The sequence below is a fragment of the Rhodanobacter sp. L36 genome (genome assembly GCF_009765755.1).
Lineage (GTDB): Bacteria > Pseudomonadota > Gammaproteobacteria > Xanthomonadales > Rhodanobacteraceae > Rhodanobacter.
Window position 1 is genome coordinate 1,056,826 of the sequence record NZ_LMUV01000011.1, and the last position, 13,316, is coordinate 1,070,141.

The following is a 13,316-nucleotide window of genomic DNA, read 5'->3' on the forward strand; positions in this document are numbered from 1 at the left end:
ATGGACAAGATCGCACTCGACGCAATGCACGTAGCCGCCGGCCGTGAGCTTCACAACGACGAAATACACGCCGCGGAGGAACGCGTAGAAACCGCGTTCCACGACCTGGAAGCAGAAGACCCTACCGCGTGGCGCGCGCTACCGATCGCGGAACGCGTCTCGCGCGCGGCCGAGCTCGCTACGACCAGGCACAAGGCTGCAGTGATGGCAGAGCAGCGTCGCAACATCGCGAAGATGGTTGCGCAGAGCCCGCGCGTTCCTCGCGCGCCCATCACTTCCAGCGCGGTGTTGAATGGGTACGCGTTGGCGGAGGTGGTTTAGCGATATATTCTAGATTGTGCCCAGGGAAGAAGGCGGACGTATGTGGCCGAAGATCCATAGTTTGATCACCTCGTTAAGCCCTTGGGCGCTTCTGGTCATTGGCGCGGTAGTCGGCGCTACCCTAAGCACTCTTTTATCGATCAGGTCTAACCGGCCGCGATTGATTATTTCCGGCGGCGGCGGCGGGGGAACTTCCGCGCTTCAAGGCTGGAATATAACGATACTGAACAAGCCAGCGTTCTTGGGCATTCCTTTTGCCGGCGAAGCCGCAAAAGACGTGAGCGCATGGCTTAGACAGAAAGCACGCAACGTGTCTTACCCGCTTTTATGGGACGGTCTGGGCGCCGGACAACGAGCAACTATCGATGCCGGGCAAACACAGAGTTTGCAGTTATTCGCATGGTTTTCTACAACACGAGGCAAGTATTTTCTACTCGATCACGCGGCGCAGCCGGTAGCGGAATTCGATGCTGCGGAATTGAAATTTGTATTGCGACTGGTCGATAGATTCAGCAGATCGTCAGAATTTTCGTTCATAGTGAAATTTGATGATTCATCGCTTCAAAATCCTCCGCAGCTATCCATTGTCCATCCCATGTTGTTCTCAAACCGGGTACAGCGGATTCGGAGAGGATTGCACTTGATACGGACCGCGCTGTGGGCTAGGACGTAGTCTGAGGTACTAAGCGCTCACCAAGTCGTGACGCGTTCCTGCACGCGCTCACGCGCGTAGCTGCCCAGCCGGATCACCGACGACACGTCGTGGAATTCGATATTTACTGGCCGGGCGCTGCGGACGTGTTCGTCGCGGGCTACCGATCGCGCCAACTCGATGGCCGCGGCGAGTTTCAAGTCACTGAACAACGCCAAGCCCATGCGGCGAACGCTCCACAACCCCATGGCGTCTTGCTTGACCGTGTACAGAACCATGCGCGCAGCTCACGTGGAAAAGAGTCGCCCCGCTCTGCCGGTGCCACCTGACATCCTGATGCCGGCTTGCGCCTGACGTCCTGTCGGTTGGTCCCGGCTCACGGGGCAGACACAGCGTGACGCCGCGGCCATCTGCCCGGCATCGGCGGCATGCACCGGAATTTGTAGGGGCTGGCCGATGGGCGGAAGTGCGCCGGCAGCTACGACGAATTACCTATGACGGGCGGCGTGTACAAGCCAAATCGCCGTTTGATCATCGGCCAGTTCGCCCGCACCCATGCCTCCAGGTGCTTTTTGGCCGTCCGCGGTGACGCATAGGGAATGCGCTGTTCCTTCAACTCGGGGTGCGCACGCCGGCACGCCATGGTGAAGACGATCAACCACCATTGCCCGTCGACATACTCGACCTGAGCGAAGCCCATCGTGTAGGTCGGCAAGTCCACGTGGGCGAACCATCGGTCGATTGGCTGTCCTTGGCGAACTGCGCGATTCCAGCGTACCTGCACGTCGTGCGCCATCGTGGCTACAGCTCGAAGTCTTTCAGCCCATGCCGCGCGAGCATTTCCTCGAGCTGGCCGTGAATCCACTCGTGATCGCACTCGCTGGACTCAAGCATGAGCAGACGCACGGATTCGCGGAACGTCGCGCGGAAATCGACTTCGTCCGGGTGATGCTTCACCGCATTGGCGACGGCCTTGTCCAGGCTCACCAGCATGCGTTTCAGGTTGCCGCGATCGGGAAGCATGGGATTGCCCGCCCCTGGAGTGGGTTGAGGAAAGATTAACCAGTGGCCAGCCTCAGCGAATCAGGCTTCCAACTGTGGCGGAACGGCTATACCCATAAATCTGGCAACCTTGTCGCCCGCCGGCTTTTCCACCGCATACAGCCCTGTCTTCCTGAAGTGGTCCAGCACGTCTTCCGAAGATATCTCACCCCTCACAAACTTATCTCTAAGGTGGATCGTCGCCTGGTCTCGAAACACGGGCCAGCCGAAACTCGTCACGTAGCGGAGCAAAGACTCCGAAACTTCAGTCAGCTCCACGAATGCTGCGCTTTTAACCTCCGGGGCGATCGAAGCGAGCGGCCAGCCGATATGGCAGTACTCGCTACACACGTGCCAGTGGCTAGCTATTTCACCCATCTTGGGAGTTTCGCAAGGTCTATCGATCTTCAACGCCTCGAGCATGATGCGCATGAATTCGAAGTTGCCGTTGATTTCCTTCTGGTGCCCGCCTAGTTCATAGATTCGCTTCTCAACGCGCTTGAAAGATCTAATTTCATGCAGGTCACGCGCTTGTATCTCTTGGTTGCGCAGCGAATACCAGTAGCTGACAGTCAGGCGCTCTATGGCAAACCTTAGCTCCAGAGCAGCGTAGGCGATTGCAGCGCAGTTATCGCCGCTTGAGCTTTCAGTGAGCCATGCTCGACCGCGTGCCAAATGATCTGCTGCTTCAGGCGAATACTGAGACTGTATGTTGATCACGAATGTGGTCCGAGTGATGCACAATTTAAGGAGAAAATTCGAAGCCTACGATAGCTACGGGGGCGTCTCAGGGGTTCAGATTCGACCTGTAGCCGCTGCGGCGAACCCGGTGTACCGTATCGCCCGGGATGAGGTGTCACGCTCACACGCGTCACAACCGAACAGGGGACAGGGATGAAACGATTGATCGCGACCTGCGTGGTGTCTGCCGTGCTGGCGAGCTGCGCCTCGCTGAAATGGTCCAAGCCAGACGGCGACTATTCCAACTTCGAGCAAGACAAGGCGCAGTGCGAGTACGACGTCGATCTGCACACGCAGAACGGCCCGTTCAATCCGTTCGCCACGCGGTCGCTGCTCGCAGAGTGCATGCGCGCTCGCGGGTATGTTCAGCAATAAGGGACGCACAAATGGAAAGTCTGTATGGCGCAGTCATTGCCGTAGCCGGCGCAATCATCGTCGGTTACTTGGCGCACTTTGTCTCAGAAGACTACAGGCGCTTCCGCGACGGACAGACTTTGGCAGCCGCTCTCGCGGGAGAAATAGGATCTTTTCTGGAGGCCGTATCTCCGGTTCAATCCACCTTCCCATCGTTGGCGGAAATGTTCGACCGCGGGGAAAAACCGAACTTCCCCAGCTTTGAGTCGCCTGTTAATCCCGTGTTCGATGCCTGCGTTGAAAGGCTTGGACTCTTAGGACTGCAAAACGCAAAGGATGTCGCCTACGTTTATCAGCAGTTGGCCGCATTCAGAACCGGATTTAAATGGTTGTGTCTTGATAGCGATCGACTAGGTCCACGAGCGTGCGCAACAACGGTGAGGCTCTGCATTGAACGAGTCAAGTCGGCGGAAGATCGGGGAACACCACTGGTCTCAAGACTCATACATACCACCAAAATCCGGTACTCCCAATCCAGATTTTTCGCATTCGATACAACGTGGCCCAACGCTTGGCACCGGCTGGCTATGCTAGCCAGCATTGCTTGGGGCACATGCGCGGCCATCCTTCTGAACTGGGTCAAGATTGCCCAAGCGTATGCGGATCTAGTGAATAGTTGCCCCACCCTGTCGACCACGGTAATTATTCTCCTACCTATCACGCTCGTCTGGATCGCCTTGCTAGTCACACCGCCGCTTTGGGGATGGGTTAAACAAGGAAAAGTGACTCATGGGTAGAATTGTGGATAGTACCGCCGGCCAAACAAAAAAGCCCCTGAAATCAGGGGCTTGATTCATAATCTGGCGGAGAGAGCGGGATTCGAACCCGCGATACGTTTGACCGTATACACACTTTCCAGGCGTGCTCCTTCAACCACTCGGACACCTCTCCGCATAACTTTTCAGCACTACCGTACACAGAGCGGAATGGTCGATACGTTTGACCGTATACGCGACTCCAGACTTTCCCCGAACAATCACCGGGACATCTCTCCGCATCACTCTCTTCGGCGAGCATCGGGCCCGACAAAGAAGCGGAAGGATAGCCGCAGGCCCCACGACAGGCAAGCGAGCAGGCCTTCACTTCAGCCTGCGTCGGGCCTTGGCGTGGAAGGAGCAGGCAGTTCGATGCGATCGCCCTGGGCCGCGATGCGGTAGCCACGCGCGGCCAATGTCACGCCATCGGCGACGCTGCCGTAGTGATACAGCAGCAATTGCGCACGCAACGTTTCATCGACGTATTCGCGCTCGAGATCATCGATGCCGCTGTGCGAGGGATTGCCCACCAGGCTGCAATCGTGGGCAATCGTTTCGCCGGTGGCGGAGTAGCGCGCGAGTACTTCGGGTATCGGGCGGGTGTCACCGGTGTACACAAAGCTGCCATCGAGGGCCAGACCGTAGGACGTTCCAGGCACGTGATGCCGCGTGGGGAACACGTCGAACCACAGACCATCGAGCCAGAAACCGCGCGTGCATGGCACGAAGCGGAATGCTTCCCAGAAATTGACGCCGCCCTCGGCAAGCACGCCGGGATAATCGGCGACTCGCGTCTGCAGCCATGGAACCAGCGCCGCATGCGCCAACAGCCGCGTCTTTCCGCGCAGGCGTTCGTCGAACCACAGCTTGATGAACAACTGTTCCAGCCCGGCTACATGATCCATATGCGTATGCGTGATGAATACCGCAGCCGGTGGTGCGCCGTAAGCCGCCAGATAGCGATCGAGCGTATCCGGCCCGCAATCGATCAAGAGCATCGGCACGCCGTCGCGCTCGAGTACCGCGGCAGACGAACCGAGCGACACCGCGTGTGCGGCGCCGACGCCGAGAAAATGCAGATGCCAGTTCATGCGGTCAGCGTACGTCCGTAACGATCGAGAAGGGGTTGCCAGATAGTGTGATCAAAAGCTGCTTCGCCCTCTCTCGCTGCACCAAGCTTGAGCAAGGAGCGGCGCAAGCGTTGCAGATTGTCCTGCTGCCAGCCAGTCTCGGGTTCACGAACACGACCGCGATCGAAGTCGATCAGATACAACCCGGTGGGGGCGATCATCACGTTGTGTGCGTTGAGGTCCGCGTGCCAGATCCCTTCACGATGGAAACGCGCGACCAGCGCGCCAACTTCTTCGGCGATCTCGCGATCGAAACGATTCCCTGAAATGTAGTCAGCCAGCGTCTTCGCGTCATCGATACGCCGGGTGATCAAATCGGCGCTGTAGAACAGGCCGTGACGACGGTAGCCCGCCACGACAGCGATTGGCCCAGGCAACGAACGCTCCGCGATGTGCGCGAGCAGGCGAAACTCGGCGAACGGTCGCGTGCGACTCGCGCCAGTCCACACATATCGATCAGCCATCAACGACGCGACCGCGCCGCCACGCCGATAGTGGCGCAGCACGCATTCACCCGCAGGCGTGTCGATGATCGCCACGCCACCCCGCCCACCGGATTCCAGCCGAAGCGCGCCACGTTCACGCCAGTAATCCGGCGTGAGCCATTCGCGCCCGACTTGTGGTGACACGGCGGCATCGAACAGAATCACGCCTTCCGCATCTTCGTGTGTGCGTTCCTGCATCATCAGTGCTGCGAACTCCACCGCTCATTTCTCTGGCAATTCTAGCCCAAGCCCATGACAGCCCCCGCTTCGATCTGCCTGCTGCGCACCTCGGCCATCGGCGACGTTACGCATGTCGTGCCGCTGGTACGCACGCTGCAACAGGCGTGGCCGAACACGTCGCTCACCTGGATTGTCGGCAAGCTGGAACGCAAACTGGTCGGTGATCTCCCCGGCGTGGAATTCGTCACCTTCGACAAGTCGGCCGGATGGACAGGCATGCGCGCGGTGCACGTTGCATTGCGCGGACGACGTTTCGACGCGCTGCTGCAGATGCAGGTGGCGTTGCGCTCGAACCTGCTGAGCATGGGCATACACGCCGAACGGCGCATCGGCTATGACCGCGCGCGTTCGAAAGACTTGCACGGCCTGGTCATCAACGAACGAATTCCCGAGCGCAGCGGCGAACACGTGCTCGATGCGATCGGCAGCTTCTGCGAACCGCTCGGTCTCAAGCAATCGAAAGTGCGCTGGGACATTCCCGTGCCTGACGAAGCGCTCGACTGGGCGGCCGAACAGCTGCCCGATACAGCGCCGACGCTCTTGGTCAGCCCCACGTCGAGCCACGAGCTGCGCAACTGGCGGCCCGATCGCTACGCGGCTGTAATGGACCACGCTACGATTCGTGGCTGGCGTGTAGTGCTCGTCGGTGGGCCATCGGCCGTTGAGCGCGAAATGGCCGATGCCGTGATCTCTTCGTGTCGCTCTGCGCCGATCGACCTGACCGGAAAGGACACGCTGAAAAAACTGCTGGCGTTGCTCGGCCGCGCGTCGTTGCTGCTTACGCCCGACTCCGGCCCGATGCACATCGCCAATGCCGCCGGTACCAAGGTGCTGGGCCTGCACGCCGCCAGCAATCCCGATCGCTCGGGCCCCTATTCCGACCGGCGCTGGTGCGTCAACAAGTACGACGAAGCGTCGCGCAAATATCTCGGCAAACCGGCCAGCGAGATCGCGTGGGGCACCAAGATCGAGAAGCCCGGCGTGATGGATTTGATCGCGGTCGACGACGTGATCGAACGCTTCGAAGCCGCCGCCCTCGCCATGCGATTGTAGGAGCGCACCCTGTTCGCGAATGCTCTCCGTCACGTTGCGTAAGAGCATTCGCGCACAGGGTGCGCCTCTACATGGCGGACGTCATACCGCTCGGTAATCCTGGTATGACTTTTCCTCGACGAGCTCGGAGCCGAGCTTGAGGTTGATCTCTCGCTTGAAAGCCGCGCGTTCGTCGTTGCGGAAATACACCGCACGCGCCAGCTCGATGAATTCCTGATCGAACGCCTGCGCGCGCTCCTTCATGCGAATCTTGTCCTCGATGTCCCACAGCAGTTCGTTCACCGCAAGCAAGCGCGCACGTTCATCGGCGATATCGGTTTGCGACGCCGTGCTGTTCGCCCACGTCGCGAGAAGCAACTCAAGTTCGTTGCGCACGTTGGCGAGTTTCGCATCGTCGGTAATGCGACGTGACTTGATCTCGAGGATGGTGATCTTGTCGATCAGTTCGCCGTAGGAAACGGGGGTCTGGATCAGGCTCATCGCGTGTCTTCCGCTACAAAGGTTTGAATGGTTTGTCGCGTTCAGGACTGTCGGAACGCACCCTGCTGCACCAGTGCACACACCGTGCGCACGTCACCGTCCATGGCTCGGTCGCGATGCATGAAGGCGATGTGCTGGCGCAGGATTGCATGCGCATCGCGCACGCTGGTGCCGGCGTGGAAGTCGCCCGCAGTGGCGAGCGCCGAAGCAAGCTGTTGCACCTCGTCGACGAACTGCGCGTGTTGCGGATGATCCTCGCGCGGCGCGTTGGCGATCTTGCCCGCCAGTGCCTGCCAGCCTCCACGACTTGCCAGCCGGCGCGCCGCGTTCAACATGGCTTGGCGATAATCCAGCGCTTGCGCGGCGGTGTAGATTTCCAGCGCGATCACATGGCCGAGATCTTCCATCATCTCCAGCACGTGACGCGCTTCGTTCGCGCCCATCGATACGTGATCTTCCGCGTTGGCGCTGGTCGGAATCGAATACACGCTGGACGGATGCGCCCGCGTCGCCAGATCGTTGACCAGCGCAGCGGCCGTGTACTGCACGATCATGAAACCCGAATCCGTGCCGTCCTCGTTGCCGGTGAGGAAAGCCGGCAAGCCATCGTTCGTCGCCGAATCCACCAACTTGTTGAGGCGCCGTTCGGAGATCGAGGCGAGCACGGGAATCGCCGCCTTCACGTAGCTCATCGCCAGCGCCAGCGGCATGCCGTGGAAGTGGCCCGCGGATATCACCTGCTCCTCGATGAACTGCGCGTCGTCGTTGTCCGGGAAGATCAGCGGATTGTCGGTGACCGAATTCAGTTCGATATCGATCACGCGACACGCTTGCGCCCACGCGTCGCGAACCGCACCGTGAACCTGCGGCATGCAGCGCAGGCTGTACGCATCCTGTGGCTGATGTTTTTTTCCGCCTCTGAATGGCATGAAGCGCTTGTAGAACGCTTCGCGTCCGTGCCGCTGATTGGCCGGCACCCAATCCCAGCTGATGTCGAAGCTGAGCGACTGATCATCCGGCTCGCTCCACGCATCGGCGCTCCACGACTTGAAGCGCGGCACCAGGTGATAAGGAATGTCGATGAGCGTGGAATTGCTGAGCAGATCGCGCACGTGCGCAGCGGTTTCCACCTGGCCGGGATGCGGACGCAACGCGTGTACTTCGGCGCGGAGCGCGCCACTGCGGCCCGCGAACGCGTCCAGCGTCATCGACGCAGCGAGGTCGGCGGTGTCGAGCAACTGTTCCAGCGTGTCCAGCGCAAGCGCGGCCGTCGCCAGCATTTGCGCGGTGCCGTTGTTCAGCGCCAGACCTTCCTTGAAGGAGAGACGGATCGGCGCGAGTCCCGCACGCTTGAGTGCCTCGGCGCCATGCATGCGCTCGCCCTCGTAGAACGCTTCGCCGTCGCCCAGCAGCACGATGGCAAGGTGAGACAAGGGCGCGAGATCGCCGCTTGCGCCGACCGATCCCTTCTCCGGCACCACCGGCACCACGCCGGCGTTGAGCATCGCCGTCAAGGCTTCCAGTGTGCTCACGCGAATGCCGGAATGCCCGCGCATCAGCGTGTTGATGCGGATCAACAGCATCGCACGCACCACGTCTTCGGCGAACGGTTTTCCCACGCAGACCGCGTGGGTGATGATCAGGTTGTGCTGCAGTTCTTCCAGCAGCGTGCCTTCCGGCGCGTGCGGATTGCCGCCGGGTAATTCGTCACGCAGGCGATGCGCACCGAGCAGTTTGTCCGCATTGCTGCCGAAGCCGGTGGTGACGCCGTACGTCGGCTCGCCGCAACTGACCTTGTCGGCAAGGAAGTCCGCCGCGTGCTGCACGCGTTCGAGTTGTTTTCGGTTCAGTGCCACCGACGTACCGGATCGCGCGACGGCCACGAGTTGGGCGCGCGTCAGGCTGCTGCCGTCGAGAAGAATGGTGTTGCTCACGAAGTGCTCCAGACAGTGCCGCATGAATCCATGAAAAACGTCGCGATGCGATCAGCGATCGCGTCGACCGAACCGAAAATTCTTCAACCCATCGCTGCGGCTTGTTCCAGTTCCACGCGCAGTGTCTTGATCAGCTCGGTGCGCGCGACCTCGAACTGGTCTTCGCGCCGCAGATCTTTCACGGTGACGACGCTGCGAGCGATCTCGTCCTCGCCGAGCACGATCACGAAACGGATGCCTGCACGATCGGCGTACTTGAATTGCTTGCCGAGCTTGCCGCCTTCGAGCACGACCTCGGTCGCGATGCCTGCACCACGCAACTCACTGGCGAGCGCGAGATAAGCCGGAATCTGCGCCTCGTCCATCTGGGTGATCAGCACATCGACCGTACTTTGCGCGGTGTTGAGCAGACCTGCGTCGCGCAGTTGCCAGTACAACCGGGTCAACCCGATCGAAATGCCCACGCCGGGCAGGTGCGAGCGGCTGTACTGGCTCGCCAGGTTTTCGTAGCGGCCGCCCGAACAGATGGAACCAATCTGCGGATGATCGTTGAGCGTGGTCTCGTAGACAGTGCCGGTGTAGTAATCCAGTCCGCGCGCAATGGAGAGGTTCAATGCAATGTGCGAATCGGGTACGCCGAAGGCGTGGATGAGGTTCAGCACTTCTTTTAGTTCGTTACGGCCCTGCTCCATCGTTTGTGGACCAGCGCCCAGCGCATCGAGCTTGTCGAGAGCATCTTGCAAAGACGTCGAGCGCACCTGCACGAAGGCGAGAATTTTCTGCGTGACCTCCCCGTTGAGGCCAAACAGCTCGCCCATCAACGTGTCGCGCACGTAATCGGCGCCGCGCTTGTCGAGCTTGTCCACTTCGCGCAACACCAGCATTTGCTGTTCGGCGTCGGCGATGCCGAGGCTTTCGAAATAGCCGCGCATCAGCTTGCGGTTGTTGAGCTGGATGGTGAACGGGCCGATTGCCAGTTCACGGAACACGCTGTAAATCACCGCCGGAATTTCGGCGTCGTAACGCACCGACAGTGCATCCTTGCCGATCACGTCGATGTCGCACTGATAGAACTCGCGGAAACGACCGCGCTGCGCGCGCTCGCCGCGATAAACCCGCTGCATCTGGTAACGACGGAACGGAAACGACAGTTCACGCTCGTGCTCGGCGACATAGCGCGCAAGTGGCACGGTGAGATCGAAACGCAAGGCCAACTCGGGCGTGCCTTCGTCGCTCTTGCCGAGTGCGCCGGTCGACTGCACGAAATAAACCTGGCGCTCGGTCTCGCCGCCTGTCTTGGTCAGCAAGATGTCGGAATACTCGATCACCGGCGTCTCGATCGGCAGGAAGCCGAAGCGCTCGTAGTTGCGGCGGATTACGTCGAGCATGCGCTGGAACGCGATCTGGTCGAGCGGCAGCAGCTCGAGTACGCCGGGCATGGTGCGGGCCGGGGTAAGCGCCATGAAATCCTCTACTGACGATGGGGGAAGTCCGTCACGGCGCAGGCCGCGCGACGGCAGCCGTGAAGATTAGCAGAAGGCCAAGCTGCGGCCTCGGGCGAGCGCGCCGCATGCATCGCGCTGTTGCCAAGGTCACCCTCGGCGTTTAAGATACGCGGCTTCCCACGGGGTGTAGCTCAGCCTGGTAGAGCGCTACGTTCGGGACGTAGAAGTCGCAGGTTCGAATCCTGTCTCCCCGACCAAGATGCATCCTTGAACTTCAAGGTTAGATCAGCCGCCTCGCCAGGCGGCTTTTTTATGACCTTAGCGCAGACGACCCGTCGCAAAGCGCCTGGACATTCGAAGAATCGACGCACCGGCAATTCCCTTGTCACGCCAAGCGGAGCAAGCTAGCGAGCATGGATCAGCTTCGGTGCAGCCGGCTTTCGCCGGCGACCTGTTCGACTGCTTTCCGGGGGACTTCGATGATCAAGCTGCCCATGCTCTCGTGCCTGTGGGCTCTGCTGTTCGCACTGCCGATCATGGCCGAAACCCGTCACCGTGTTGCGCCGGCCGCGGATTTCCAGATCGTCGAAAGCGTGCCCGAGGCAACGGTCTACGGCGCGCCCGGCGTGCCGCGCACACAGGACGTGTGGTTGCAGATGATCCGCGGTGCGCGGCACAGCATCGACATCGCCGCTTTCTATATTTCCGACCGGCCGGGCAGCAGTCTGACGCCGGTGCTGGATGCGTTGATCGCGCGTGCGAACGCGGGCGTCCACGTTCGTGTATTGCTGGACCAGAGCTTCCTGAAAAACAACCAGGTCGGCGTCGATCGCTTGCGACAGAACGGCAAGATCACCATTCGGCTGCTGCCGATCACGGCCCTGACCGGCGGCGTGCTGCACGCAAAATACCTGGTGGTGGATAGCGCCGATGTTTTTGTCGGCAGCGCAAACCTGGATTGGCGCGCGCTCGAACAAATCCACGAAATCGGCGTGCGCGTTCTCGACGCGCGCTTTGCGCAGACGTTCGAGGCCACCTTCGATGTCGACTGGCAACTGGCCGATCAAACCGACTTGCCAAAGGCAGCCGAACGCGCGGCACAGGCGCCGGGATTCGCGCCGGTGACTGCGGCAGATCCCATCATCTTGAATGCGCGCAGCGATGATCCATTGATCGTGTTTCCCGCTTTCAGCCCACCGGCGCTGATGCCTGCGTGGGTGACGCAGGAACAAGCTGCGCTGGTGCAGATGATCGAAGCGAGTCGGCACGTGCTGCGCATCCAGGCGATGACGATATCCGCGATCAAGCAGTTCGGCCCGAAAGGCTGGTGGCCGCCGATCGACAACGCCCTGCGCGATGCCGCAGCGCGTGGCGTGGACGTGCGCATCATCGTGGCCGACTGGTCACTGCGCGAGCCGACGCAGGCGTATCTCAAGAGTCTGGCTGTGCTGCCCAACATCACGATCAAGTTCAGCCAGCTGCCGCCTGCGCCGGAAGGATTCATCGCCTACGCGCGAGTCGAACACGCGAAGTACGTGGTCGCGGACGATCGCAGTGCCTTCATCGGCACCGGCAACTGGGAGTGGAGCTATTTCAATACGTCGGTCGATGCATCGGTGTTCGTGCACGGCGTCGGGGCGGCAAAAACGCTCACGCAGATTTTCGATGCCGGCTGGAATGGCCGTTACGTGACGACGCTCGACCCGGGCAAAAATTACGCGGCGCCGCGCACGCACTGAGCTGCATTACAAGTTCAGCCGATTTGCGCCATCGCGGTGAGTCGATCGAGTTCCGCGTCCACGAATCCCGCTTCAAGTCGCGCCGGGCGATTGAAAGGGCCACGTAAATTGACGCCCATGTAATCACGCAGCAGCGTGAAAAACGTGTCGACCGGTTCGAGTCCGGCGCGCTCGCAGCAATGGCGATACCAGCGCGTGCCGGCGGCGACGTGTGGTACTTCCTCGCGCAGGATGATTTCGAGAATTTCCACCGTGCGTGTGTCTCCGAGATGGCGCAGGCGATCGATCATGCCGGGCGTCACGTCGAGGCCGCGCGCCTCGAGCACGCGCGGCACCAGCGCCATGCGTGCGATATCGCTGTCCGCAGTTTTTTCGGCCATCTGCCACAGGCCGTCATGCGCGTCGAAATCGCCGTAGGCGTGACCGAGTTCGGCCAGGCGCTCCGACAGCATGGCGAAGTGGCGCGCCTCGTCGTTGGCGCAACTCGCCCAGTCGCGGTAGTACGTGTCAGGCTTGCCGCGAAAACGATAGACCGCGTCCCACGCCAGGTTGATCGCGTTGAATTCGATGTGCGCCACGGCATGCACGAGCGCGGCGCGACCTTCCGCGCTGCCGAGTCCGCGCTGCGGCACCTGGCGCGCATTGACCAACTGCGGTTTGAGCGGGCGGCCCGGCGCGGTGATCGGCTCGGGCAATGTCGACGATGAATCGGCATGCAATTCGCCAGCCTGCAATGCATCCCAGGTTTCACGCGACAGGCGCAGCTTTTCCGCCGGATCGGTGGCGTCGAGGCATCGCTTGGCGGCAGCGTGGAGGTCAGTCATCAATCTAGGGACGAGAGCCGAGTAGCACGAGATGGTGGAACGAAGGCGCGGTTCTGGCGCCC

At 60.8% G+C, this 13,316-nt stretch carries 16 protein-coding genes and 2 tRNA genes; 7 read left to right on the forward strand and 11 right to left on the reverse strand.

The window, feature by feature from the left end; all coding sequences use genetic code 11:
• Together GSQ73_RS14470 and GSQ73_RS14475 are read left to right on the forward strand one after the other, a co-directional pair.
• A complete protein-coding gene (locus tag GSQ73_RS14470; protein ID WP_158885179.1) occupies positions 1–321 on the forward strand; it encodes a hypothetical protein in 321 nt (106 codons plus the stop codon).
• A gap of 40 nt (positions 322–361) precedes the next feature.
• Entirely contained in the window at positions 362–994 is a 633-nt protein-coding gene (locus tag GSQ73_RS14475; RefSeq protein WP_158885181.1) for a hypothetical protein, read from the forward strand.
• A gap of 17 nt (positions 995–1,011) precedes the next feature.
• Here GSQ73_RS14475 and GSQ73_RS14480 read toward each other — a convergent pair whose 3' ends face one another.
• The 4 genes from GSQ73_RS14480 to GSQ73_RS14495 form a co-directional block, all read right to left on the reverse strand.
• Positions 1,012–1,251, reverse strand: coding sequence for a hypothetical protein (locus tag GSQ73_RS14480; RefSeq protein WP_158885183.1), 240 nt, complete (start codon positions 1,249–1,251; stop codon positions 1,012–1,014).
• A 200-nt stretch (positions 1,252–1,451) separates the two neighbouring features.
• Entirely contained in the window at positions 1,452–1,694 is a 243-nt protein-coding gene (locus tag GSQ73_RS14485; RefSeq protein ID WP_216844784.1) for a hypothetical protein, read from the reverse strand.
• Positions 1,695–1,774: 80 nt separating this feature from the next.
• Positions 1,775–1,996 carry a hypothetical protein gene (locus tag GSQ73_RS14490; protein WP_158885187.1) on the reverse strand — a complete coding sequence of 74 codons (222 nt, stop codon included), beginning with the start codon at positions 1,994–1,996 and terminating at the stop codon, positions 1,775–1,777.
• A 60-nt stretch (positions 1,997–2,056) separates the two neighbouring features.
• Positions 2,057–2,734 (reverse strand): hypothetical protein, encoded by a 678-nt coding sequence (locus GSQ73_RS14495; protein ID WP_158885189.1) that lies wholly within the window; start codon positions 2,732–2,734, stop codon positions 2,057–2,059.
• Between the two features lie 174 nt (positions 2,735–2,908).
• Between GSQ73_RS14495 and GSQ73_RS14500 the strand changes: the two genes are divergently transcribed.
• Both GSQ73_RS14500 and GSQ73_RS14505 read left to right on the forward strand, forming a co-directional pair.
• On the forward strand, positions 2,909–3,130 hold the full coding sequence (locus GSQ73_RS14500; protein WP_158885191.1) for a hypothetical protein: 222 nt from the start codon (positions 2,909–2,911) through the stop codon (positions 3,128–3,130).
• Between the two features lie 11 nt (positions 3,131–3,141).
• Positions 3,142–3,906, forward strand: coding sequence for a hypothetical protein (locus GSQ73_RS14505; RefSeq protein ID WP_158885193.1), 765 nt, complete (start codon positions 3,142–3,144; stop codon positions 3,904–3,906).
• Between the two features lie 64 nt (positions 3,907–3,970).
• Here GSQ73_RS14505 and GSQ73_RS14510 read toward each other — a convergent pair.
• From GSQ73_RS14510 to GSQ73_RS14520, 3 genes are all read right to left on the reverse strand, one after another.
• A tRNA-Ser gene (locus tag GSQ73_RS14510) sits at positions 3,971–4,060 on the reverse strand.
• Positions 4,061–4,253: 193 nt separating this feature from the next.
• The gene (locus tag GSQ73_RS14515; RefSeq protein ID WP_158885195.1) at positions 4,254–5,015 is read right to left on the reverse strand and encodes an MBL fold metallo-hydrolase; all 762 of its coding nucleotides are present in this window, start codon (positions 5,013–5,015) and stop codon (positions 4,254–4,256) included.
• Complete coding sequence (locus GSQ73_RS14520) at positions 5,012–5,743, reverse strand: 3-deoxy-D-manno-octulosonic acid kinase (RefSeq protein WP_158886497.1); 732 nt, start codon at positions 5,741–5,743, stop codon at positions 5,012–5,014. The genes GSQ73_RS14515 and GSQ73_RS14520 overlap by 4 nt, the downstream gene beginning before the upstream one ends.
• A 48-nt stretch (positions 5,744–5,791) precedes the next feature.
• Here GSQ73_RS14520 and GSQ73_RS14525 point away from each other — a divergent pair, with 48 nt between their 5' ends.
• Complete coding sequence (locus GSQ73_RS14525) at positions 5,792–6,832, forward strand: glycosyltransferase family 9 protein (protein ID WP_158885197.1); 1,041 nt, start codon at positions 5,792–5,794, stop codon at positions 6,830–6,832.
• 81 nt (positions 6,833–6,913) lie between these two features.
• Here GSQ73_RS14525 and GSQ73_RS14530 read toward each other — a convergent pair whose 3' ends face one another.
• From GSQ73_RS14530 to hisS, 3 genes are all read right to left on the reverse strand, one after another.
• On the reverse strand, positions 6,914–7,312 hold the full coding sequence (locus tag GSQ73_RS14530; RefSeq protein WP_158885199.1) for a DUF6165 family protein: 399 nt from the start codon (positions 7,310–7,312) through the stop codon (positions 6,914–6,916).
• 41 nt (positions 7,313–7,353) lie between these two features.
• Complete coding sequence (locus tag GSQ73_RS14535; protein ID WP_254063414.1) at positions 7,354–9,246, reverse strand: aromatic amino acid ammonia-lyase; 1,893 nt, start codon at positions 9,244–9,246, stop codon at positions 7,354–7,356.
• Between the two features lie 83 nt (positions 9,247–9,329).
• On the reverse strand, positions 9,330–10,709 hold the full coding sequence (gene hisS, locus GSQ73_RS14540; RefSeq protein ID WP_158885203.1) for a histidine--tRNA ligase: 1,380 nt from the start codon (positions 10,707–10,709) through the stop codon (positions 9,330–9,332).
• A gap of 162 nt (positions 10,710–10,871) precedes the next feature.
• Here hisS and GSQ73_RS14545 point away from each other — a divergent pair.
• Both GSQ73_RS14545 and GSQ73_RS14550 read left to right on the forward strand, forming a co-directional pair.
• A tRNA-Pro gene (locus GSQ73_RS14545) sits at positions 10,872–10,948 on the forward strand.
• Between the two features lie 222 nt (positions 10,949–11,170).
• Positions 11,171–12,430: a phospholipase D-like domain-containing protein gene (locus GSQ73_RS14550; protein ID WP_158885205.1), complete on the forward strand. Its 1,260-nt coding sequence runs from the start codon at positions 11,171–11,173 to the stop codon at positions 12,428–12,430.
• A 14-nt stretch (positions 12,431–12,444) separates the two neighbouring features.
• On the opposite strand, the gene GSQ73_RS14555 is transcribed toward GSQ73_RS14550, so the two are convergent.
• A complete protein-coding gene (locus GSQ73_RS14555) occupies positions 12,445–13,254 on the reverse strand; it encodes a ferritin-like domain-containing protein (RefSeq protein WP_158885207.1) in 810 nt (269 codons plus the stop codon).
• Between the last annotated feature and the right edge of the window lie 62 nt (positions 13,255–13,316).

Excerpts from the sequence above, each read along its gene's own strand:
- GSQ73_RS14555 (WP_158885207.1), bottom strand. The coding sequence starts at position 13,254 with ATGACTGACCTCCACGCTGCCGCCAAGCGATGCCTCGACGCCACCGAT.
- GSQ73_RS14550 (WP_158885205.1), top strand. The coding sequence starts at position 11,171 with ATGATCAAGCTGCCCATGCTCTCGTGCCTGTGGGCTCTGCTGTTCGCA.
- hisS (WP_158885203.1), bottom strand. The coding sequence starts at position 10,709 with ATGGCGCTTACCCCGGCCCGCACCATGCCCGGCGTACTCGAGCTGCTG.
- GSQ73_RS14530 (WP_158885199.1), bottom strand. The coding sequence starts at position 7,312 with ATGAGCCTGATCCAGACCCCCGTTTCCTACGGCGAACTGATCGACAAG.
- GSQ73_RS14480 (WP_158885183.1), bottom strand. The coding sequence starts at position 1,251 with ATGGTTCTGTACACGGTCAAGCAAGACGCCATGGGGTTGTGGAGCGTT.
- GSQ73_RS14515 (WP_158885195.1), bottom strand. The coding sequence starts at position 5,015 with ATGAACTGGCATCTGCATTTTCTCGGCGTCGGCGCCGCACACGCGGTG.
- GSQ73_RS14505 (WP_158885193.1), top strand. The coding sequence starts at position 3,142 with ATGGAAAGTCTGTATGGCGCAGTCATTGCCGTAGCCGGCGCAATCATC.
- GSQ73_RS14500 (WP_158885191.1), top strand. The coding sequence starts at position 2,909 with ATGAAACGATTGATCGCGACCTGCGTGGTGTCTGCCGTGCTGGCGAGC.
- GSQ73_RS14470 (WP_158885179.1), top strand. The coding sequence starts at position 1 with ATGGACAAGATCGCACTCGACGCAATGCACGTAGCCGCCGGCCGTGAG.
- GSQ73_RS14525 (WP_158885197.1), top strand. The coding sequence starts at position 5,792 with ATGACAGCCCCCGCTTCGATCTGCCTGCTGCGCACCTCGGCCATCGGC.
- GSQ73_RS14475 (WP_158885181.1), top strand. The coding sequence starts at position 362 with ATGTGGCCGAAGATCCATAGTTTGATCACCTCGTTAAGCCCTTGGGCG.
- GSQ73_RS14490 (WP_158885187.1), bottom strand. The coding sequence starts at position 1,996 with ATGCTTCCCGATCGCGGCAACCTGAAACGCATGCTGGTGAGCCTGGAC.